Origin of the sequence: Streptomyces sp. NPDC051662, from assembly GCF_040681655.1 — a bacterium.
GTDB lineage: Bacteria > Actinomycetota > Actinomycetes > Streptomycetales > Streptomycetaceae > Streptomyces.
Map to the genome: position 1 here is coordinate 68,700 of NZ_JBFAZD010000018.1, position 21,519 is coordinate 90,218.

Annotated in this window: 16 protein-coding genes; 1 reads left to right on the forward strand and 15 read right to left on the reverse strand. The window is 71.4% G+C overall.

The genetic code is table 11. From position 1 onward, the window contains the following. Positions 1–92: 92 nt before the first annotated feature. The 8 genes from tmk to AB0M67_RS27325 all read right to left on the reverse strand — a co-directional run bounded on the left by tmk (position 93) and on the right by AB0M67_RS27325 (position 13,459). Positions 93–3,551 carry a dTMP kinase gene (gene tmk, locus AB0M67_RS27290; protein WP_365749608.1) on the reverse strand — a complete coding sequence of 1,153 codons (3,459 nt, stop codon included), beginning with the start codon at positions 3,549–3,551 and terminating at the stop codon, positions 93–95. Positions 3,552–3,728: 177 nt separating this feature from the next. Beyond that, positions 3,729–6,578, reverse strand: a complete 2,850-nt coding sequence (gene topA / locus AB0M67_RS27295) for a type I DNA topoisomerase (RefSeq protein ID WP_365749610.1) — start codon at positions 6,576–6,578, stop codon at positions 3,729–3,731. Between the two features lie 395 nt (positions 6,579–6,973). Continuing rightward, entirely contained in the window at positions 6,974–7,171 is a 198-nt protein-coding gene (locus tag AB0M67_RS27300; protein ID WP_365749612.1) for a hypothetical protein, read from the reverse strand. A gap of 195 nt (positions 7,172–7,366) precedes the next feature. Then, entirely contained in the window at positions 7,367–8,872 is a 1,506-nt protein-coding gene (locus AB0M67_RS27305) for a methyltransferase (RefSeq protein ID WP_365749614.1), read from the reverse strand. A 162-nt stretch (positions 8,873–9,034) separates the two neighbouring features. Next, a complete protein-coding gene (locus AB0M67_RS27310) occupies positions 9,035–9,622 on the reverse strand; it encodes a small secreted protein (protein ID WP_365749616.1) in 588 nt (195 codons plus the stop codon). Between the two features lie 276 nt (positions 9,623–9,898). After that, the gene (locus AB0M67_RS27315; protein ID WP_365749617.1) at positions 9,899–12,310 is read right to left on the reverse strand and encodes a sodium-translocating pyrophosphatase; all 2,412 of its coding nucleotides are present in this window, start codon (positions 12,308–12,310) and stop codon (positions 9,899–9,901) included. Between the two features lie 248 nt (positions 12,311–12,558). Further along, positions 12,559–13,005, reverse strand: a complete 447-nt coding sequence (locus AB0M67_RS27320) for an ATP-binding protein (protein ID WP_365749619.1) — start codon at positions 13,003–13,005, stop codon at positions 12,559–12,561. Positions 13,006–13,105: 100 nt separating this feature from the next. Beyond that, positions 13,106–13,459 (reverse strand): STAS domain-containing protein, encoded by a 354-nt coding sequence (locus AB0M67_RS27325; protein ID WP_003967428.1) that lies wholly within the window; start codon positions 13,457–13,459, stop codon positions 13,106–13,108. 79 nt (positions 13,460–13,538) lie between these two features. Here AB0M67_RS27325 and AB0M67_RS27330 point away from each other — a divergent pair, with 79 nt between their 5' ends. Continuing rightward, positions 13,539–16,106, forward strand: coding sequence for a DEAD/DEAH box helicase (locus tag AB0M67_RS27330; protein ID WP_365749621.1), 2,568 nt, complete (start codon positions 13,539–13,541; stop codon positions 16,104–16,106). On the opposite strand, the gene AB0M67_RS27335 is transcribed toward AB0M67_RS27330, so the two are convergent. The 7 genes from AB0M67_RS27335 to ssd form a co-directional block, all read right to left on the reverse strand. Further along, entirely contained in the window at positions 16,103–16,507 is a 405-nt protein-coding gene (locus tag AB0M67_RS27335; protein WP_365749623.1) for an Rv3654c family TadE-like protein, read from the reverse strand. The genes AB0M67_RS27330 and AB0M67_RS27335 overlap by 4 nt on opposite strands. Next, complete coding sequence (locus tag AB0M67_RS27340) at positions 16,504–16,929, reverse strand: TadE family type IV pilus minor pilin (protein ID WP_365749758.1); 426 nt, start codon at positions 16,927–16,929, stop codon at positions 16,504–16,506. The genes AB0M67_RS27335 and AB0M67_RS27340 overlap by 4 nt, the downstream gene beginning before the upstream one ends. 61 nt (positions 16,930–16,990) lie before the next feature. After that, positions 16,991–17,191, reverse strand: a complete 201-nt coding sequence (locus tag AB0M67_RS27345; protein ID WP_365749625.1) for a DUF4244 domain-containing protein — start codon at positions 17,189–17,191, stop codon at positions 16,991–16,993. 57 nt (positions 17,192–17,248) lie between these two features. Beyond that, positions 17,249–18,016 (reverse strand): type II secretion system F family protein, encoded by a 768-nt coding sequence (locus AB0M67_RS27350; protein WP_365749627.1) that lies wholly within the window; start codon positions 18,014–18,016, stop codon positions 17,249–17,251. Further along, the gene (locus tag AB0M67_RS27355; protein ID WP_365749760.1) at positions 18,013–18,879 is read right to left on the reverse strand and encodes a type II secretion system F family protein; all 867 of its coding nucleotides are present in this window, start codon (positions 18,877–18,879) and stop codon (positions 18,013–18,015) included. The genes AB0M67_RS27350 and AB0M67_RS27355 overlap by 4 nt, the downstream gene beginning before the upstream one ends. An 11-nt stretch (positions 18,880–18,890) precedes the next feature. After that, on the reverse strand, positions 18,891–20,039 hold the full coding sequence (locus tag AB0M67_RS27360) for a TadA family conjugal transfer-associated ATPase (protein WP_365749762.1): 1,149 nt from the start codon (positions 20,037–20,039) through the stop codon (positions 18,891–18,893). A gap of 35 nt (positions 20,040–20,074) precedes the next feature. After that, entirely contained in the window at positions 20,075–21,172 is a 1,098-nt protein-coding gene (gene ssd, locus AB0M67_RS27365; RefSeq protein ID WP_365749629.1) for a septum site-determining protein Ssd, read from the reverse strand. Positions 21,173–21,519: the final 347 nt, after the last annotated feature.

The window sequence follows — 21,519 nt, forward strand, 5'->3', positions numbered from 1 at the left end:
TTGTGGGGTCGGGGTCTGACAGTCCGGCCTGTCCCGGCCGCCGGCTGGACGGCGGGACAGGCCGGACTGTCCGGGTCGATCCTCGCGGGGACCTAGCGGCGGCGCCCGCCGTCATGGTCGTCAGCCTCGTCATGCGGGCCGAGCAGTTCGTCCGCCAGGGTCGGAAGGTCGTCCAGCGGAGTCTCCTCCGCCCAGTCGGAGCGGCGCCGCGGTCGCTCGGGCGTACGTCCCGGACCACCCTCCCGATGCGCCTCCGGGTTGACCTGCGGCAGTTCGCGCGTGCGCTCGTTGCCGCCCTCGGCGGGCGACGGCCGCGCGTCGTCCCGGAAGAAGCCACGCGGCACCCGGTCCGCCGGATCGGCGTTCGGTACGGGCGGGAGCACGGCGGTCTCGTCGGCGGCGCGGGCGTCCCGGCTGCCCCCCGAGTCACCCGTACCCCGTGCGCCGCCGGGCCCGTCGTCCCGTACCGGCGGGAGCACCGTCGTCTCGTCAGCCGCCCGGTCCGTACGGTCCGCCCGGTCCGTCGTACGGTCACTCCGCTCACCCCGGTCACCCCGGTCACCCCGCTCCGCGGGCCGCTCCGGATCCGGCACCTGCGGAATGACTGCCGTCTCTTCCGGATCCGCCGGACGTACCGCCGGGACCTCCTGCGTCACCTCGTCCGGCGCGACCGCCGGCTTCTTGACGAGGGGCGTGGGGACCGTGATCTCGTTCGGCGAGACCCCGGGGGCCGCCGCCGGGGCCGCCTCGGCCGCCGCCTGCTCCGCGAGCCGCCGCGCCTCCTCGGCCCGCAGCAGCGCCTCCTCCGCCTTGCGCTGCTTCTCGCGGCGGCGCTCCTCGGCCTCCGCCCGGAGCCTGGCCTCTTCCTGTGCCTGCCGCCTGAGGCGCGCCTGCTCCGCCTCGTACGCCCGCTCCTCGGCCTCGCGCCGTTTCCGCTCCTCCTCGGCCTTCGCGCGCGCCTCCTCGGCGCGCTGCCTGGCCTCCTCCGCCTGCCGCTCGGCCTCGCGCTGCCGCGCCTCCTCCAGCTCGCGGCGCTTGCGCTCCTCCTCCTCGGCGCGGAGCTTGGCGAGCTGCGCCTGCCGCTCGCGCTCCAGCCGCTCTTCCTCCGCCTTGCGCGCGGCCTCTTCCTCCGCCCTGCGGCGGGCTTCCTCGATGGCCGCCTTCCGCGCCTCCTCCTGAGCCTTCACCTCGGCCTCGGAGAGCGGCAGCATCTGGTCGAGCCGGTGCCGTACGACCGTGGTGACCGACTCCGGCTCCTGGCCGGCGTCCACCACCAGATAGCGGGTGGGGTCGGCGGCTGCGAGGGTGAGGAAACCGGACCGTACCCGCTGATGGAACTCCGCCGGCTCGGACTCCAGCCGGTCCGGTGCCTCCGTGAACCGCTCGCGCGCCGTCTCCGGGGAGACGTCGAGCAGCACCGTCAGATGCGGTACGAGCCCGTCCGTCGCCCAGCGCGAGATACGGGCGATCTCGGTCGGCGAAAGATCACGGCCCGCGCCCTGGTAGGCCACGGACGAGTCGATGTAGCGGTCGGAGATGACGATCGCGCCGCGCTCCAGCGCCGGACGGACGACCGAATCGACATGCTCGGCGCGGTCCGCGGCGTACAGCAGGGCCTCGGCGCGGTTCGACAGACCGGCACTCGACACATCCAGCAGGATCGAGCGCAGCCGCTTGCCCACCGGGGTGGCGCCCGGCTCGCGTGTGACCACCACTTCATGGCCCTTGGCCCGGATCCAGTCGGCGAGCGCCTCGACCTGGGTCGACTTTCCGGCGCCGTCGCCGCCCTCTATCGCGAGGAAGAAGCCGGTCGCGGCCGGGGCCTGCGCCGGGTCGGCTCCACCGCGCAGCGCGTCGCGCAGATCGCGGCGCAGCGGCACGCCGGACCGGTCGTCCGTCTTGGCGAGAACGACGGCCGCCACGGGCAGCAGCAGCGCGCCGACCAGTATCAGCGTGAAGGCCGCTCCGTCGTGGGCGAAGACGGAGTTGCCACCGGCGAGGCGGTGCGGGCCGATGGCCGCCGCGACGAGGGGGGCGACGACCACACCGAGCCCGACGAACACCCTGACTACAGCCTGTAGATGTTCGGTGACCAGACCACGACGGTACTCCTCCGTCTCAAGGTCGATAAGGGTGTGTCCGGTATTCGCCGCGACACCGGCCGTGAAGCCCGCGAACAGCGCCAGGAACAGCACGGTCGCCATGTCCGGCACAAGGCCCATGACCAGCAGCGCTATACCGGTGACCGCGATCGCCAGCGCGAACAGACGGCGACGGGACAGCGCGGGCAGCACCTTGGCGGCGCCACGGATACCCAGTCCCGTACCGCCGGCCAGGGCGAGGACGAGAAGGGCGAAGGCGACGGGACCGCCCCCGAGGTCCTTGGCCTGGAGCACGGAGACACCCACGGCGGCGGCGACAGCGCCGGCGATCGTGCCGCACGCGAGGACGAACAGCGACACCGCGCCCGTACGCCCCTTGTCCCGGCCACCGCTACCGCCGCTGCCGCCGGATCCCTTGCCGCCCGCGGCGCCCGCGGACCGGCGCAGCCCTTCGAGCGGGGAACGGGGACGGGGCGTATGGCCGTCGGGCAGTTCGAGGAAGTAGAGGGTCGACACCGACGCGGCGAACAGCCCGGCCGCGACGTACGACCCGAGGGCCGCCTGGTGCAGCGAGAACCAGTCGATGCCGGTGCCCAGCAGATTGCCGATCAGTGTGGCGACGAGCAGGACCGCGGCGGCGGCGGGGACGGCGGCGAAGGACGTACGGAGGGAGAGCCGGCGCAGCGCGTCGAGGTGGTCGGGCAGCGGGCGTACCGCGGCGCCCTCCAGCGGCGGAGGCGGCAGCAGCGCGGGGGCCGCGCTCTCCTTGGCGACCGTCCAGAAGCGCTCGGCGACGCCGACGACGAAGACCGTGCTGAGGAGGATCGGCAGGGCGCGGTCGGGGGTCCATTCGAGCCACAGCGGCGCGACGATGAGGAGCGCGAGGCGCAGTATGTCCGCGGCGATCATCGTCCAGCGGCGGTCCAGCGGACCGCCGTCCCGCGCGGGCTTCGCGGATTTGCCCGACGTGGCGGGCTTCTTGACCGGCGTGGCTCCGGACGCCCCGGAGACCTCGGACACTCCGGACCCCACGGACGCCTCAGGCGCCGCAGACGTCTCAGCTGTGCCGGCCGTGCCGGCCGCGTCAGCCGTCTTCTTGGCCCCGGCCCCGCCACTGGGCGCGATCAGCGCCGTCAGCGGCCCGAGAAGCACCGCCCCGAACAGCAGCGTGGCCAGAACCCGGGCCCCGAACACGGCGGCGACGGCGAACGCCACACCCCGGTATCCGGCACCGAACGAGCCCTCGGCGATCGCCGCCTGCAACGACAGCAGCAGAAGCACGAGTACGGCGAGTACGTCGCCGATCCCGCCGACGAACTGGGCACCCCAAAGCCGCCGCAGCGGTGGAAGGCGCAACAGGGATCGTACGGCGCGCTCTCGTGAGTCTGCGGCAAGTGCGTCGGAGTCGGAGGTGGGGCTCACGACCGTTGGCTGCTCGGCTCGCGTCATCCGCCCAGCCTATCCGGAGCCAGTGACATCCCTGGAGCCCCACCCGAACAGACGAACGCGACAGAGAGGGCGAGAAGCAGCGAATCGCCCGCTCCCGCCGTCCCTCACGACTCAGCCGTCCACTCGTCCGACCGCTTCGTCCGACCGCTTCGTCCGACGTCCTGCCCGACCGATGTCCTACTCGTCCGACTTCGCCGACGCCGACGCCGCCGACGACTTCGCGGCCGTCTTCTTCGCCGTCGTCTTCTTCGCCGCCGTCTTGGCGGTCGTCGTCTTCGCGGCGGCCTTCTTCGCGGTCGTCGCCTTCTTGGCCGGGGCCTTCTTCGCCGGAGCCTTCTTCGCCGCCTTCTTCGCGGTCTTCTTGGCCGGCCCCTTCGCGCGCTTCTCCGCGAGCAGCTCGTAACCCCGCTCAGGAGTGATCGCCTCGACGCTGTCGTCGGTCCGCAGCGTCGCGTTCGTCTCGCCGTCCGTGACGTACGGGCCGAACCGCCCGTCCTTCACCACGACCGGACGCTCGCTCACCGGGTCCGTCCCCAGCTCCTTCAGCGGCGGCTTGGCCGCGGCCCGGCCCCGCTGCTTGGGCTGGGCGTAGATCGCCAGCGCCTCTTCCAGCGTGATGTTGAAGAGCTGGTCCTCGTTCTCCAGCGAACGCGAGTCCGTGCCCTTCTTCAGATACGGGCCGTACCGGCCGTTCTGCGCGGTGATCTCGACACCCTCGGCGTCCGTACCGACCACCCGAGGCAGCGACATCAGCTTGAGGGCGTCGGCGAGCGTGACCGTGTCCAGGGACATGGACTTGAAGAGCGAGGCGGTACGCGGCTTGACCGCGTTCTTGCCGGTCTTCGGGGTGCCATCGGGCAGGATCTCGGTGACATACGGCCCGTAACGGCCGTCCTTGGCCACGATCTGATGGCCGGACTCCGGGTCCGCTCCCAGCTCGAAGTCCCCGCTGGGCTTGGCCAGCAGTTCCTCGGCGTACTCGACCGTCAGCTCGTCGGGCGCCAGGTCCTCCGGCACATCGGCGCGCTGGTGGCCCTCCTCGTCCTTCTCACCACGCTCGACATAGGGGCCGTACCGCCCGACGCGCAGCATGATGCCGTCGCCGACGGGGAACGAGGAGATCTCCCGGGCGTCGATCGCGCCGAGGTCCGTGACCAGTTCCTTGAGGCCGCCGAGGTGGTCGCCGTCGCCGTTCCCGGCGCCCGACGCGACCCCCGCGTTGTGGTCGTCGCCCTCGCCGAAGTAGAAGCGCCGCAGCCACGGCACGGCCTGCGCCTCGCCCTGCGCGATGCGGTCGAGGTCGTCCTCCATCTTGGCCGTGAAGTCGTAGTCGACCAGTCGGCCGAAGTGCGTCTCCAGCAGGTTGACCACGGCGAAGGAGAGGAAGGACGGGACGAGCGCCGTGCCCTTCTTGAACACATAGCCGCGGTCGAGGATGGTGCCGATGATCGAGGCGTAGGTCGACGGACGGCCGATCTCCCGCTCTTCCAACTCCTTGACCAGCGAGGCTTCGGTGTATCGGGCCGGCGGCTTCGTCGCATGGCCGTCGACCGAGATCTCCTCGGCGGACAGCGCGTCGCCCTCCGCGACCTGCGGCAGCCGGCGCTCGCGGTCGTCCAGCTCCGCGTTCGGGTCGTCCGCGCCCTCGACGTACGCCTTCATGAAGCCGTGGAACGTGATCGTCTTGCCGGAGGCGGAGAATTCCGCGTCCCGGCCGTCGCTCGACCTGCCACCGATCTTGACGGTGACGCTGTTGCCGACCGCGTCCTTCATCTGAGAGGCGACGGTCCGCTTCCAGATCAGCTCGTAGAGCTTGAACTGGTCGCCGGTCAGCCCGGTCTCGGCGGGGGTACGGAACCGGTCGCCCGAGGGGCGGATCGCCTCGTGCGCCTCCTGCGCGTTCTTGACCTTGCCCGCGTACGTACGCGGCTTGTCCGGCAGATAGCCGGCCCCGTACAACTGCGTGACCTGCGCACGGGCCGCCGAGACGGCGGTGTCCGAGAGCGTCGTCGAGTCCGTACGCATATAGGTGATGAAGCCGTTCTCGTACAGCTTCTGCGCGACCTGCATCGTGGACTTCGCCCCGAAGCCCAGCTTGCGCGAGGCCTCCTGCTGGAGGGTCGTCGTACGGAAGGGGGCGTACGGGGAGCGGCGGTACGGCTTGGACTCGACCGAGCGTACGGAGAAGGAGGCGTTCTCCAGGGCGGTGGCGAGCGCCCGTGCGTTGGCCTCGTCCAGATGCAGCACCTGGTCGGACTTGAGCCGGCCGTCGGGACCGAAGTCTCGGCCCTGGGCGACGCGCCGGCCGTCGACCGCGTTGAGCCGGGCGACCAGCGACGACGGGTCGGAGGCGTCTCCGGCGCGGCCCGTGGAGAACGTGCCGGTCAGATCCCAGTACTCGGCGGAGCGGAAGGCGATGCGCTCGCGCTCGCGCTCGACGACGAGGCGGGTGGCGACGGACTGGACACGGCCCGCCGAGAGGCCACGCATGACCTTCTTCCACAGGACCGGCGAGACCTCGTAGCCGTAGAGCCGGTCGAGGATACGGCGGGTCTCCTGGGCGTCGACCATGCGCGTGTTCAGCTCGCGCGGATTGGCGACGGCGGCCCGGATCGCGTCCTTGGTGATCTCGTGGAAGACCATCCGGTGGACCGGGACCTTGGGCTTGAGGACTTCCTGGAGGTGCCACGCGATGGCCTCGCCCTCGCGGTCCTCATCGGTGGCGAGGTAGAGCTCGTCGGACTCGGCCAGCAGCTCCTTGAGCTTTCTGACCTGGGCCTTCTTATCGGCGTTGACGACGTAGATCGGCTGGAAGTCATGCTCGACGTCCACGCCGAGGCGGCGCACCTCGCCGGTGTACTTCTCGGGCACCTCGGCGGCGCCGTTCGGGAGGTCGCGGATGTGCCCGACGCTCGCCTCGACGACATAGCCAGGGCCGAGGTAGCCCTTGATCGTCTTCGCCTTGGCGGGCGACTCGACGATGACGAGTCGGCGGCCGCCGTGTGCGGTCTCGCTGGTCGGGGACAACTTCGCTCTTCTCTCCGGTCGACGCTCGGTGGGCCCGTACGGCAGTACGGCAGTACGCCTTGGCGGGGCCCGGTACGGCCCAGCGGTGACGCTGCTTCGCTGCGGAGTGTGACGGTACAACCCGCCCCCGTGTCAAACGGCGAAAGCCCGCAACGGCCACTCGAACGGTAACCCGACTCCAGTCATTCCTGCCGCCCGGACCCCCGGGCTCGTCGCGTCGGAACGCGGAGGTGGTGGTTCCGCCAGGGTCCTGGGCGACGGTTCCGGATCACGGTCCCCCGGCGCGTCCTGCGCAGGTCCGACGGCCTGCCGGAGCCACGCACGGGCCCGGATCGATCATGGCCGGAGATTCCGGTACGGCTTCCTCACACCGGGCTCGGAGATATCGGGAGCGCTCAGATACGACCGAAACACCACACGCCGAGAGCGAGAAAGACCACGCCCGAGAGTGTCGCGAGCGTGATGGAGGCCGCGGGCCGCACTCCATGGGCCACCGGCGCGCGGTGCAGAACGCGCGCCCCCGTCCACAGCAGCAGCGCACAGCTGAACAGCGTGAACGCCGTCCCCGCGAAGATCGCCGGCCCACTCTCCATGTCCGTACCCCGCTCTCTCCGCGGGCGCCCGCTCCGGGGCGCCAAGGTCTCTGAGCGCCGAGGCTGGCACCTCGGGACGTCACCTGCGCGAATTCCGGGTGAACGCCGCGCACGCTTTCACCCGCACGGCGAGCCCGAGGGCTCGGCATGACCGGCAGCCGAGAGGCCGGACACTCCCCCCGCGCGGGCCGACCGTCAGCGCGCCGCGGACGCCGGTTCCAGGAAGCCCTCCTCCACCAGCAGCCGGATCGCCTGCGGGGTGCGGTCCCTGAGCAGCACCGGGTCCTCCCCCATCAACTGACCGATCGCGTCCAGGATCCGCCCGGCGCTCAGGGTCCCGTCACAGACCCCCGCGAAACCGGCCCCGACCGCGTCGACCTTCGTGGCCCGGCGCATACCGCGGTGCTGACGGAGCACCACATGCTCCGGGTCCTCGGCGCCCGGCAGCCCCACCTGCTCCTGGACCACCTCCCGCGCCAGTACGAAATGGCCCGCGAGAAGCGCCGCGTCGTCGTGCGCCCGCAGATAGTCCTGGCGCTCGAAGTGCGCCCGTACGGTCTCGCCGAGCGGCTGCTCCACCGGATGCGGCCACTCCTCCACGACGACCGACGGCTCCGCGGCGCCCGTCTTCCTGAGCGTGATCCAGCCGAAGCCGACGGCCTTGGTCTTACGGGCCTCGAACTCGTCCAACCACGCCTCGTACCGCGCGGTGTACTCCTCCGGGTCGGTCCTGTGGTCACCGCTGTCGCGCAGCCAGAGCTCCGCGTACTGCGTCACGTCCTGAACCTCGCGCTGCACGATCCAGGCGTCACAGCCGCGCGGCACCCAGGAGCGCAGGCGCTGCTGCCACTCCTCCCCCTCCACGTGCTGCCAGTTGGCGAGGAAGTGCGCGAATCCGCCGTCGTTCAGCCGCTCCCCCGCGTGCTGGACGAGCGTGCGGCACAGATCGTCCCCGCCCATCCCGCCGTCGCGGTAGGTGAGCCGGGCCCCTGGCGAGATCACGAACGGCGGGTTCGAGACGATCAGGTCGTACGTCTCGTCCGCGACCGGCTCGAAGAGCGAGCCCTCGCGCAGCTCGGCGGCGGGGGCGCCGGAGAGGGCCAGGGTCAGCCGGGTGAAGCCGAGCGCCCGCGGGTTGAGATCGGTGGCCGTGACGCGGGTGGCGTGCTGAGCGGCGTGCAGCGCCTGGATACCGGAGCCGCAGCCGAGATCGAGCGCGCTCCGGACCGGTGTCCTTACGGTGATCCCGGCCAGGGTCGTCGAGGCGCCGCCGACACCGAGCACCACCCCTTCGTCATGGCCGCCCGCGCCCGAGGCGCCGCCGACCGCGCAGCCCAGGTCGGAGACGATGAACCAGTCCTGTCCGTCCGGCCCGCTGTACGGCCGTACGTCCACCGTCGCGTGGATGTCGTCCTCGTCCTGGACGACCCAGCCGTCGGCCAGTGCCTCGTCGAGCGGCAGCGCGGCGGCAGCGCGCTCCTCGGAGACCGGGCGCTGGAGCAGGAAGAGCCGTACGAGCGTTTCGAGCGGGGTGTCGCCTGGGGTGGCGCGCAGTGCGGGCACGGTCTCGCTACGGGCCAGCGCGGCATAGGCGGCCGCGCCGAGCAGATCGAGCAGACCGTCGGCGGTGAAGTCGGCGGCGAGCAGGGCCGCACGGAGTCGGGGCGAGTGGTCGGGCGCGGGAAGGCTGGTCGTACTCACCCATTCATTGTGGCGGCTGCCACTGACAACGGCCCGCGGCCCGGCCCCTCCGTTCGGGGGGACCGGACCACGGGCCGCGTGCGACCGCGTTCCGGAGCGGCATGAAGCGCCCGAGGGCGTCCGGGAGCGGATGCCGGGGAGGTTACGACCCGGCCCCGGGGGTTACGACCCGGCCGCCGGAGAGCCGGACCCACCAGCCGCCACCGGTGGCTTCTGGCAGCCGGCCTGCTTCGCCATCGCCTTGCCGACATCGCCGGACTGGAGCTTCTGGAGCGCCTGGTCACCGCTCTTGCTGAGCTTGTCCAGCTCGTCCGCGACGCCCTTGAGGCCGTCGGCGAAGTCCGCCTGGTCCTTGATGTCGAGCGCGTCGACCTTCGTCTTGAGGCCCGCGTACGCCGTCGCGGTGGCGTTGAGCTCCTTGACGGCCTCCTTCTGGGTCTTCTCGCCGTCCGTGATGGGCGGGGAGCCCGCACTGTCCACGGCGGAGCCCAGCGCCTTGTAGGCGTCGGAGATGGACTGGAAGGCGGCCGAGTCGGCCCTCTGGACATCAGCGGGCTTGCTGCTGTCGGAGGTCGCCTGCTGGATGGAGGTGTTGGAGTTCGCGATCTTCGTCAGCTGAGGCTGAACCTGGTCACAGACCTTCTTGGCCCAGGCGTTCACCTTTTGGTCGCTGTCATCACCACTGCAGCCGGACAGCGCCATGAGCACCACCGCACCGCCGGACAGCGCGGCCACAAGCTTCTTGTTCACCGGATGGGTCCCTTCCAAGGCTCTCGGCCCCGGAACATACACGCCAAGTGGGCGACAACCACACGTCGAACGTCCGGTCCATGCCCTATTGCAGCCATTTGCACCAAGGGAGAGACACCTCACGCCGGGCGCGCGCCGCCCGTGGTCGGCGCGAGCGGGCGGGTGGCGCACATCACTCCGCGCCACCCGCCCGCTCCTGATCGGGTACGTCAGTGATCAGCCGAGCCCGTGGTCACTGAACGGTCGCCGACCGGTGCTCACTGGACGTACCGGTCGTCAGGAGGCCGCCACCGGGTCGGGTGACTTCTCGTTCCCGCCGCCGGAACCGCCCCCGCCGCCCTCACCTCCGCCGTCCACCGTGACCGAGCGCCGTTTGGAGACATAGACCGCGCCAATGATGACGACGAGGGCGAGCACCGCCACCAGCGCGCGGACGCCGGCGCTGGCGTCGGCTCCGTAACTGAACTGCACGACCGCCGGGGCGATGAGCAGCGCCACCAGGTTCATCACCTTCAGCAGCGGGTTGATGGCGGGGCCCGCCGTGTCCTTGAACGGGTCTCCCACCGTGTCCCCGATGACCGTCGCGGCATGGGCCTCACTGCCCTTGCCGCCGTGATGACCGTCCTCGACGAGCTTCTTCGCGTTGTCCCAGGCACCTCCGGAGTTGGCGAGGAAGACGGCCATCAGCGTGCCCGTGCCGATCGCGCCGGCCAGGAACGAGCCGAGCGCGCCCACCCCGAGCGTGAAACCGACGGCGATGGGGGTGAGGACGGCGAGCAGTCCCGGGGTGGCCAGCTCGCGCAGCGCGTCCTTGGTGCAGATGTCGACCACCCGGCCGTACTCGGGTTTCTCGGTGTAGTCCATGATCCCGGGGTGCTCACGGAACTGCCGGCGCACCTCGTAGACCACCGAACCGGCTGACCGGGAGACCGCGTTGATCGCCAGTCCCGAGAAGAGGAAGACGACCGCGGCGCCGAGGATCAGCCCGACCAGGTTGTTGGGCTGGGAGATGTCCAGACTGAGTGTCAGCTCCCCCGCCCTGGCGCCCACATCCGCGACGGCCGTGGCGATGGCGTCCCGGTACGAGCCGAAGAGCGCCGACGCGGCGAGGACGGCCGTGGCGATGGCGATGCCCTTCGTGATGGCCTTCGTGGTGTTCCCCACGGCGTCGAGGTCGGTGAGCACCTGCGCGCCCGCGCCCTCGACGTCGCCGGACATCTCGGCGATGCCCTGGGCGTTGTCGGAGACCGGCCCGAAGGTGTCCATGGCGACGATGACACCGACGGTGGTGAGCAGGCCGGTGCCCGCCAGGGCCACCGCGAAGAGGGCGAGCATGATCGACGTACCGCCGAGCAGGAAGGCCCCGTAGACCGCGAGACCGATCAGCAGCGCCGTATAGACCGCGGACTCCAGACCGATGGCCACGCCCGCGAGGATGACGGTGGCGGGGCCGGTCAGGGCCGATTTGCCGATGTCCTTGACCGGGCGCCGGCCGGTCTCGGTGAAGTAGCCGGTGAGCTGCTGGATCAGGGCCGCCAGCACGATACCGATGGCGACCGCGAGCAGGGCGAGCACCCTCGGGTCACCGCTGTGCGTCAGGATCGCCGGGTCGGTGACCCCGTCCAGTTCGGCGTAGGAGGACGGCAGGTAGACGAAGGACGCCACGGCCACCAGCGCGAGCGAGATCACCGCCGAGATGAAGAAACCGCGGTTGATGGCGCTCATCCCGCTGCGGTCGGCGCGGCGGGGGGCGACGGCGAAGATGCCGATCATCGCGGTGATCACGCCGATCGCGGGGACGATCAGCGGGAAGGCCAGCCCGAAGTCCCCGAACGCGGCCTTGCCGAGGATCAGCGCGGCCACGAGCGTCACCGCGTACGACTCGAACAGGTCGGCCGCCATCCCCGCGCAGTCGCCGACGTTGTCGCCCACGTTGTCCGCGATGGTCGCCGCGTTACGCGGATCGTCCTCCGGAATGCCCTGCTCCACTTTGCCCACCAGGTCGGCGCCGACGTCGGCCGCCTTGGTGAAGATGCCGCCCCCGACTCGCATGAACATGGCGATCAGCGCGGCACCGAGACCGAAGCCCTCCAGCACCTTGGGGGCGTCGGCGGCATAGACGAGGACCACACAGGAGGCGCCGAGCAGACCGAGGCCCACCGTGAACATGCCGACCACGCCACCCGTACGGAACGCGATCTTCATGGCCTTGTGCGAAACGGCCGTGAGATCTTTCTCCGGCTCGCCTGCCGCCGGTGTCGCCTCACGCGCGGCTGCCGCCACGCGCACATTGCTGCGTACGGCGAGACGCATGCCGATGTAACCGGTGGCCGCCGAGAAAAGCGCACCTACCAGGAAGAACAGCGAACGTCCCGCGCGTTGCGACCAGTTGTCGGCCGGCAACAACATCAACAGGAAGAACACCACGACGGCGAATACGCCGAGGGTGCGCAACTGCCGTGCCAGATAGGCATTCGCGCCTTCCTGTACGGCGGCCGCGATCTCTTTCATCGAATCGGTGCCCTCGCCGGCCGCCAGCACCTGGCGCACCAGCAGCTGTGCCACGAACAGCGCCGCCAGCGCGACGACCGCGATGACGATCACGATGACGCGGTTGTCGTCCGTGAGTATCGCGGCAGCGAGAGAAGTGGGGTGCTCGGACAGTTGTGGTTGGTAGTGCCCCGCCATTCGTCCTCCTTGACGCTCAGCGTTCAAGATGGACGGATTGTAGGGAGCGGAACCTGATCAAAACAGAGCACGCCACATGCAATTGACCTTGACTTATCGAATGACCTTGGAATGGGTAATGGGATAAGCGCGTTAATGGGTGATCGATAATCCGATGGAAAAGAGAAAGGCCCTGCTCAGCAGGGCCTTCCTGGAGAATGGATCACCGGCTCTCCGGCCGGCTGCCCGAAAGGGCCGGGGTAACGCCGTCAGGGCAACGCGACGGCCGAGGCCGTCGGCCAGCTCATCCGGATGACGCCACCGTCGTCGCCCGAGGTGACTTCCACATCGTCGACGAGCCCGCTGATGACCGCGAGGCCCATCTCGTCCTCGCCCTCGGCATCGCTCTCGTGGGAATCGCCCGGAGCCACACCGTCGCGGGCTTCCCCGGCGGCACCGCTCACGGCCGTGACCCCGTCGCCGACCTCGATGGAGAAGACTTTCTCCTCCTCGTTCAGCACGACTCTCACCGGGGCGGTGATGCCATGGCTGCGGTGCAGCCCGACCGCCCGGCTGCACGCTTCACCGACCGCGAGTCTGACCTCGTCCAACACAGCCTCATCGACACCTGCCCGACGAGCCACGGCGGCCGCCACAAGACGGGCCGTTCTGACATGTTCGGGCTGGGCGCTGAAGCGGAGTTCAACGGTGGCCATGCGATCCCCCTCGAACGTACGAGCGTCGAAACTCATGGGCGCGGGCGCCGGGCATCACGCCCGGTGCCTCTGCCCTCTCCTCCGGAAGACTCGGCCGACCTCAGTCGGTGGCCGCCACGGCCTCGTCGACCGTGGTGTGGATCGGGAACACCTTGGTGAGGCCGGTGATCCGGAAGATCTTGAGAATGCGCTCCTGGTTGCAGACCAGGCGCAGCGAGCCCTCATGGGCGCGCACACGCTTCAGGCCACCCACGAGCACGCCGAGCCCGGTCGAGTCCAGGAAGTCCACGCCCTCCATGTCGACAACCAGGTGGTAGCTGCCGTCGTTCACCAACTCGACCAACTGCTCGCGCAGCTTGGGCGCGGTATACACATCAATCTCGCCACCGACCTCGACGACCGTACGGTCGCCACCAGGGCCGGACACATTGCGAGTCGACAGGGACAGGTCCACGGATCCTCCAGCACCTTGCTATCGAGCGGTCGCCCCTCGGGTCTCCCCGACGGAGCCAGGGGACGTATCGCCAGCCGCGATGGCATTCAATCACTTACCAGCAGTCATGCACGACGCCTTGAGACCATTGTCCGTCACGCCAGTGACACACTCGATGCCGATGGCCAGGAATCACCGCCCCAGTGGACCCCCCGAGAGCGGGGGCAACCGCCTCTCCCCCCGTACGGTCCTGGACCGGCTCGCCACGGGGGCGGGCCGTGCTGCGCGCATCACCCATACGGAGCACCTGCCCCCGCGTGCGGGGCGTCATGCCGTCTGGCCCGACCGCATCCGCCCAGAAGTGATCAACGCCATTCAAGAGGCCGGTGTCGACCATCCGTGGGCCCACCAGGCGACGGCCGCCGAGCACGCCCTGGACGGCGAGTCCGTCGTGATCGCCACCGGCACCGCCTCCGGCAAGTCCCTCGCCTACCTCGCCCCCGTACTGACCACCCTCCTCGACGGCTCCGAGGCGCCCAACGGCCGGGGCACGACGGCGCTCTATCTCGCCCCGACGAAGGCTCTCGCCGCCGACCAGCGCCGCGCGGTCAAGGCGCTGGCCGCCCCGCTCGGCAATCGCGTGCGCCCCGCCGTCTACGACGGTGACACCCCGGTCGAGGAACGGGAGTGGGTCCGGCAGTACGCCAACTACGTGCTGACCAATCCGGACATGCTGCACCGGGGGATACTCCCGTCCCACCCCCGCTGGGCCTCCTTCCTGCGCGCCCTGCGCTATGTCGTCATCGACGAGTGCCACACCTATCGCGGCGTCTTCGGCTCCCATGTGGCGCAGGTACTGCGCCGACTCCGTCGCGTATGCGCCCGCTACGGAGCGAATCCGGTCTTCCTGCTCGCCTCGGCGACCGCCGCGGAGCCGGCACAGGCCGCCGGCCGGCTCACCGGTCTGCCCGTCCACGAGGTCGCCGACGACGCCTCGCCGCGCGGCGAGCTGGTCTTCGCGCTCTGGGAGCCGCCACTCACCGATCTGCACGGCGAGAAGGGCGCCCCCGTCCGCCGTACCGCCACCGCCGAGACCGCCGACCTCCTCACCGACCTGACCGTCCAGGGCGTCCGTACGGTCGCCTTCGTACGCTCCCGGCGCGGCGCCGAGCTCATCTCCGTCATCGCCCAGGAGCGGCTGGCCGAGGTGGACCGTTCGCTGGCCCGCCGGGTCGCCGCCTACCGCGGCGGCTACCTCCCCGAGGAACGCCGCGCCCTGGAGAACGCCCTGCACTCCGGCGAGCTGCTCGGCCTCGCCGCCACCACCGCCCTGGAGCTGGGCATCGACGTGTCGGGGCTGGACGCCGTCGTCATCGCCGGCTATCCGGGCACCCGCGCCTCCCTGTGGCAGCAGGCGGGCCGGGCCGGGCGCTCGGGGCAGGGGGCGCTGGCCGTCCTGGTCGCCCGGGACGATCCGCTGGACACCTTCCTCGTCCACCACCCCGAGGCGCTGTTCCAGCAGCCCGTCGAGTCCACCGTCCTCGACCCCGACAATCCGTATGTCCTCGCCCCCCACCTGTGCGCGGCGGCTGCGGAACTCCCGCTCACCGAAGCCGATCTGACACTCTTCGGACCCGCCGTACCCGATCTGCTCCCGCAGTTGGAGAGCGCGGGGCTGCTGCGGCGGCGCAACTCGGGCTGGTACTGGACCCGTCGCGAGCGGGCCGCCGATCTCGCCGACATCCGGGGCGAAGGCGGCAGTCCCGTCCAGATCGTCGAGGCGGGGACGGGACGGCTGCTGGGCACGGTCGACGAAGCCGCCTCCCACACAGCCGTCCACGACGGCGCCGTCCACCTCCACCAGGGCCGTACGTACCTGGTGAAGCGGCTCGACCTGGCCGACTCGGTCGCCCTGGTCGAGGAGGCGAACCCGCCGTACTCCACCACCGCCCGTGACACCACCGCCATCTCCGTACTCGAAACCGACACGGAGATCCCGTGGGGCGAGGGACGCCTCTGCTACGGCTCCGTCGAAGTCACCAACCAGGTCGTCTCCTTTCTGCGTCGCCGGCTCATCACCGGCGAGGTACTGGGCGAGAGCAAACTCGATCTGCCGCCACGGAAGCTCCGTACCCGGGCCGTGTGGTGGACGGTCACCGAGGACCAGCTCGACCGGGCCCGGGTCAACCCGGAGCAGCTGGGCGGCGCGCTGCACGCCGCCGAACACGCCTCGATCGGGATGCTGCCGCTCTTCGCGACCTGTGACCGCTGGGACATCGGCGGGGTGTCCGTCCCCCTCCACCCGGACACGCTGCTTCCCACGGTCTTCGTCTACGACGGCCATCCCGGCGGCGCGGGCTTCGCGGAGCGGGCCTTCCGGACGGCCCGCGAGTGGCTCACGGCCACCCGCGAGGCGATCGCCTCCTGCGAGTGCGACGCCGGCTGTCCGTCCTGCATCCAGTCCCCGAAGTGCGGCAACGGCAACGACCCCCTGCACAAACGAGGTGCCGTACGACTCCTGACCGAGCTGCTCAGCACCGCCCCCGACCCACGGGCCGATGCCGATGCCCATACGAATCCGGACGTGGCAGTGGACGTCGGAGGGGAAGTGGAAGTGGAAATGGTCGCGGAAGCGGAAGCGGAGGCGGAGGCGCCCACCGTGGCTTAGGACGTGTCCGCGAGGCCTGACAGGACGCCCGGCGGGGGTACGGACAGCGGCGGACCCGCCCGTGCCCTGACCGTCGGGGTGTACGGCCCGAAGGCCGCCCGCGCCGTCACGTCCGCGATCTCACCGCTCACCGCACACCGCACCACCTCCGCTCCCTGCGCCGCCGCTACCTCGGCCGCCCGGCGGCAGGCGTCCGCCGCCCCGAGAAGCACGTGGTCCGCGGCGGCGAGAGCCGCCAGGTCGGCCGCCGCTCCCGCCCGATGCCGGGCGACGACCGCCTGCCCCATGGCGAGCACCACGGCGAAGACGGCACACAACGCGGTCGCCGCCATCGCCACCCACACCGTCGCCGACCCCCGGTCCCCGGCCCCGGCCGCCTCTGGCGCCTCAGCCCCGGTCATGGCGCCGCCCCGGCCGCGTGCGGGCCGCCGGAGCCGTCTCTCGCGGCCTGTGCGGGGTCCACCGCGTCCATGGCGTCCTCCGCCGACGCGACGGCCTCGGCGGTGAGCGTGAGGGTCAGGGCGCCCGGCCCCGGCGTCGGCGCCTCCACCCGCACCCGCCACAGATCGCCTGTACGCCCCACAGCGACCCTGGCGCCCTCCGGGGCGGCCGAACGGGCGGCGGCCACCGCCGCGGCCCGTGGCTCGGCTCTGGCGGCCGCTCTCGCCCCCGCCCGCGCCGCGTCCACGCACTGGATCTGGGCGGAGGCCGCCATCAGCGCCCAGACGAGGGCCAGGGCGAACACGGCCAGCGCCGGTACCGCCACCGCCGACTCCGCCGTCACGAACCCCCGGTCGCGGGGATGGGCCGGGCGACGGACCAGGCGACGGAGGACGAGCCGAGAACCGAGGCGACGGACGCCGACCGGGCGCGTACGGACCGTCTCAGAACTGCACACTGAGAGCCCTCCCGATCAACGACTGCAAGGCACCCGCCACGGGCCCGCTCGTGACCACCTTGTAGAGCACCGCGGCGAGCGCGCAGGCGGCGATCGTCCCCACCGCGTACTCGGACGTCGTCATCCCGGCATCGGCCCGCGCCCCGCGCGACCGTGCCCGCCGGATTCGTCGGATCCTCATCCACATGCCATCTCCCCGTAGAAGCCGTAGAAAGTAGAAATTGGTCAGTTCGCAGAGAATCGGTCAGCCGCCGTTCAGCAGTCCGCTCGCCAGACCGATGACCACCGGCGCCACCCCCACCGCCAGGAAGGCGGGAAGAAAGCACAGCCCCACCGGAGCCGTGATCAGCACTTGGGCCCGTTGGGCTCTGGCAACCGCGGCCCGGGCCCGCTCCGCCCTGAAGCCCTCGGCCAGCCGGGACACCGGCTCGGCGGCGGGCGCTCCGGTCGATCCCGCCCGTTCCAGACAGCGGGCCAGCCCCGCCGCGCCCGGTATCTCCCCGAACCGCCTCCACGCCTCGGCCGGTTCGCCGCCGAGCCGCAACTCCGCCGCCGTCCGTGCCAGCCGGTCACCGACGGGTCCGCCCAGCGACTCGCCGACCGCCTCCGCCGCGTCACGCGGTCCCGCCCCGGCCGCGATACAGGCGGCCAGCAGATCGGCGGCGAGCGGAAGCTGACGGGCCGCCTCGTCGGTACCGCCACGGTCGTCCGGCTTCCTCGTACGCAGCCATCTGCGGACCCCGTACGCCCCGGCGAGCCCGACCAGCCAGCCGGCCACCCCGCCGACCATGACCCAGCCGAAGATCACCGCGCCGGCCGGCGGACCCCAGCGCCGCGCCCATTCCGCCACTCGTGGCGGTGACCTCCGTCCGTACTCGACCGCCAGCAGGTCCGCGAACCGCCTCCGCGCCCGCCGTTCACACCGCCGGTCCGCCACCGCGAAGGCCAGCGAACCGATCACGGTGAGCACCAGGACGACCACCCACAGCCTGTGGACGAACTCCCCGGTCATGGTGCCTCCCCGGTCCGTACGATCCGGGCGGCCCACCACAGGCCCACGCCCTCCAGCAGGCCGCCCACCACCAGACAGCCGAGCCCGGCCGGGGTGTGCAGCAGGACCCGCAGCGGATCCGCGCCCAGGGCCCAGCCCAGCGCCAGGCCGACCACGGGAAGCAGCGCCAGCACAGCGACGGTCGCCCAGGCCCCCGCCAACTGGGCCCGCAGTCCTTCCCGTTGCTCTCTTTCCGCCCGTAGCGCCGCGTCCAGGCGATCCAGCCCGGCGGCGAGCCCCGCCCCACCGTCCACGGCCACCCGCCAGCAGGCCGCGAGCCCCACGAGGCCGTCAGCTCCCGGCTCACGCGCCGCCTTCCGCAGCGCGTCGGGTACGTCACCGCCAAACCGCGCGGCGGCCAGCACGGCTCCCTCCGCGCTTCCCAGGCCACCGGTCGATCCCGCCGCGGCCAGCAGGGCCTGGGTGGGCTGCATACCGGCGCGCAGCTCGCCCGCTGCCGTGCCGCACAGCGCGACGATCCTGTCGGCCAGCCGCTCACACGCCTTCCTCCGCTCCCTGGCGCGCAGCCACCGCCCCACCAGTGGCACCGCCAGCGCGCCCGCGAACAGCGGCAGCACCGACTCACCCAGCAGCGCGAGCAGCACCGCGGGCGGCAGACTGAGCCATTTCCCGCGCAGCCGTAGCGCCCGCTCACGAGCCTTCGGCAGCCATCGCTCCCACGGCGGCGCCCCCGGCATCGCGGCGACGGGCGCGCCGGGGGCCGCGAGCAGCCGTCTGGCCCGCCACAGTCCCCGTTCCTGGCCGACGGCAAGCCGGACAGCTCCCCCGGCACACAGCACAGCCGCGAAGGCGGTGAGAGACATCATCAGAGTCGTCACCGCGCGCCCCCGATCAGCTCCAGCAACCGCGGCCAACCACGGTCGTACGCGAAGCCTCCGGCGCCCCATCGCAACGCGGGCACCGGCACCACCAGCCCCGCGCCGTCCCGCTCCAGCACATGCACCTCGGCGATCCTCCGCCGCCCGTCGCGGTCCCGTACGAGATGGATCACAACCGACAGCGCGGCCGCCAGCTGGCTGTGGAGCGCCGCCCGGTCGAGGCCCGCCGCCGTTCCCAGCGCCTCCAGACGCGCGGGCACGTCCGCCGCCGTATTCGCGTGTACGGTGCCGCAGCCTCCCTCGTGCCCCGTGTTCAGGGCGGCGAGCAGCTCGGTGACCTCATGGCCTCGGACCTCACCGACGACCAGCCGGTCCGGCCGCATCCGCAACGCCTGTCTGACCAGATCCCGCAGCGTCACCAGGCCCGCGCCCTCCTGGTTCGCCGGCCGCCCCTCCAGCCGCACCACATGCGGATGGTCGGGCCTCAACTCGGCGGAGTCCTCGGCCAGTACGATCCGCTCCCGCTCCCCGACCAGACCGAGCAGGGTGGACAGGAGTGTGGTCTTTCCTGTGCCCGTGCCACCGCTGATCAGAAATGACTGCCGGGCCTCGATCAGCGCCCGCAACACCCGCTCCCCGCCCGGCGGTACCGTCCCCGCCGCGGTCAACTCCGCCAGCGAGAACGCCTGGGGCCGCACCACCCGCAGCGACAGGCAGGTCGAGCCGACCGCCACCGGCGGCAGGACCGCGTGCATCCGTGTGCCGTCGGGCAGTCGCGCGTCCACCCAGGGGCGGGCGTCATCGAGCCGGCGCCCGGCCACGGCGGCGAGCCGCTGCGCCAGCCTCCGTACGGAGGAGGCGTCGGAGAACGACACGGTCGTCAGTTCAAGACCGCCGCCCCGGTCCACCCACACCCGGTCCGGCGCGGAGACAAGCACGTCCGTCACCTCGGGGTCGTCGAGAAGCGGCTCCAGAGGGCCCGTCCCCACCAGCTCGCACCGCAACTCCGCGGCGGCTCCGAGCACTTCCGTATCGCCGAGCAACCGCCCCTGAGCCCGTAACGCCGCAGCCACCCGCGCCGGTGTGGGGTCCGCCCCGCTCTCCGCGAGCCGCTGCCGTACGGCGTCCAGCAACCCGTGCGCCACCGCGCCGCCGTTCCCCCCAGCCGCCGAACCGCCGTTCATGTCGTCACACTCCCGTCCCCGGCCAGCGCCCGCTCCCAGAAGGCCGTACAGAACGCGGCCAGCGGTCCACGCGCACGCGATCCCGGGGGTGCTCCGCCGTCCTGGGACTCCGGCAGACCCGGTTCCAGGGGCAGTTCGCCCACCAGAGGAAGCCGGAGCGCGTCGGCGATCCACCGCTCGTCCAGCCCGGCGGCGTACGGACCCCGGACCACCACCCGGAGATCCCTGAGGACCATGCCCGCCAGCGAGGCCACCCGACCGGCCGCGGCGACGGCCCGCAGCTCGGCGGGTACCACCAACAGCCCCAGATCCAGCTGTGCCAGGGCCTCCGCCACGGCTTCGTCGACGCGCCGAGGAAGATCCACCACCACGACACCACCGCGTCGGCGAGCCGCCGCGAGTACCGACCGCATGGCCTCCGGCTGAATCACCACCGAATCCCCGCGGTCCCAGCTGAGCACCCGCAGCTCATGGAGCCGGGGCAGCGACTCCTCCAACGCGCCGCCCGCGACACGTCCTTTGGAAGCGGCGAAATCCGGCCACCTCCTGCCCTCCGCCTGCTCGCCGCCGAGCACCACGTCAAGGCCGCCACCGAGCGGATCGGCGTCGACGAGCATCGTGCGCCGACCGGCGCCCGCGGCGGTGACGGCCAGCGCGCACGCCAGTGTCGAAGCCCCCGCGCCACCTCGCCCGCCGATCACACCGACGGTGAGCGCGGGCCGGCCGACGCCTTCGACGGCGTCCGCGATCCGGTCGACGAGCCAGCTCTCGGCGTCCGGCAGCCGCAGCACGCAGTCCGCGCCGATCTCCACCGCTCGCCGCCATACACCGGGGTCGTCCTGGTCCCGCCCGACGAGCAGCACACCCCGCCTGCGGGTGGCGCCACGGCAGCGTGCCGCCGCGTCATCGCCGACGAGAACCATCGGCGCGTCCTCCCAGCACCCCTTCCGCTCCGGCACCGAATGATGGACTTGCGGCTCGGCTCCGGCCGCCGCGCAGAGCCTCAGCAGATCGTCGAGCAACTCCACGTCCTCGGTCAGGATCAGCGGTCCCGCTCCGTTGCCCCCATCGATCCGTGAACGATCGGATGTCATGGATCCAGCCACGATCTCCACCCCCCTATCTCTTCTTCGATCCGGCAATCCGCGAGCACTTCTCTCCGCGATCTCGCAGTGATCCGGTATCCGCGATTCCGGCTTCCGCGAACTTCGCGGCAGGAATCACCGTGCAGGGCAACAAGAAATCGTGTGGATCTTGCTCGAAAACTGTGGACAACTCACCAGTTGTGAATATCCCGGTAGCTCATACCAGTGACTTCCGGAGAGCAGTGCATTGGCTACACACAGTGATGGACATGCTCGCGGAGACGCCGGCGCGCACAGATTCTCAGAGAGGGGGACGAGTGGCTTCGAAGAGCCAAAAACGCGTCCGGACATGCGAC

Bases quoted from the DNA above. Each gene is read 5' to 3' on its own strand.
- tmk (WP_365749608.1), bottom strand. From the start codon at position 3,551: ATGACGCGAGCCGAGCAGCCAACGGTCGTGAGCCCCACCTCCGACTCC.
- AB0M67_RS27300 (WP_365749612.1), bottom strand. From the start codon at position 7,171: ATGGAGAGTGGGCCGGCGATCTTCGCGGGGACGGCGTTCACGCTGTTC.
- AB0M67_RS27315 (WP_365749617.1), bottom strand. From the start codon at position 12,310: ATGGCGGGGCACTACCAACCACAACTGTCCGAGCACCCCACTTCTCTC.
- AB0M67_RS27320 (WP_365749619.1), bottom strand. From the start codon at position 13,005: ATGGCCACCGTTGAACTCCGCTTCAGCGCCCAGCCCGAACATGTCAGA.
- AB0M67_RS27330 (WP_365749621.1), top strand. From the start codon at position 13,539: ATGGCATTCAATCACTTACCAGCAGTCATGCACGACGCCTTGAGACCA.
- AB0M67_RS27335 (WP_365749623.1), bottom strand. From the start codon at position 16,507: ATGACCGGGGCTGAGGCGCCAGAGGCGGCCGGGGCCGGGGACCGGGGG.
- AB0M67_RS27345 (WP_365749625.1), bottom strand. From the start codon at position 17,191: ATGTGGATGAGGATCCGACGAATCCGGCGGGCACGGTCGCGCGGGGCG.
- AB0M67_RS27350 (WP_365749627.1), bottom strand. From the start codon at position 18,016: ATGACCGGGGAGTTCGTCCACAGGCTGTGGGTGGTCGTCCTGGTGCTC.
- AB0M67_RS27355 (WP_365749760.1), bottom strand. From the start codon at position 18,879: ATGTCTCTCACCGCCTTCGCGGCTGTGCTGTGTGCCGGGGGAGCTGTC.
- ssd (WP_365749629.1), bottom strand. From the start codon at position 21,172: ATGACATCCGATCGTTCACGGATCGATGGGGGCAACGGAGCGGGACCG.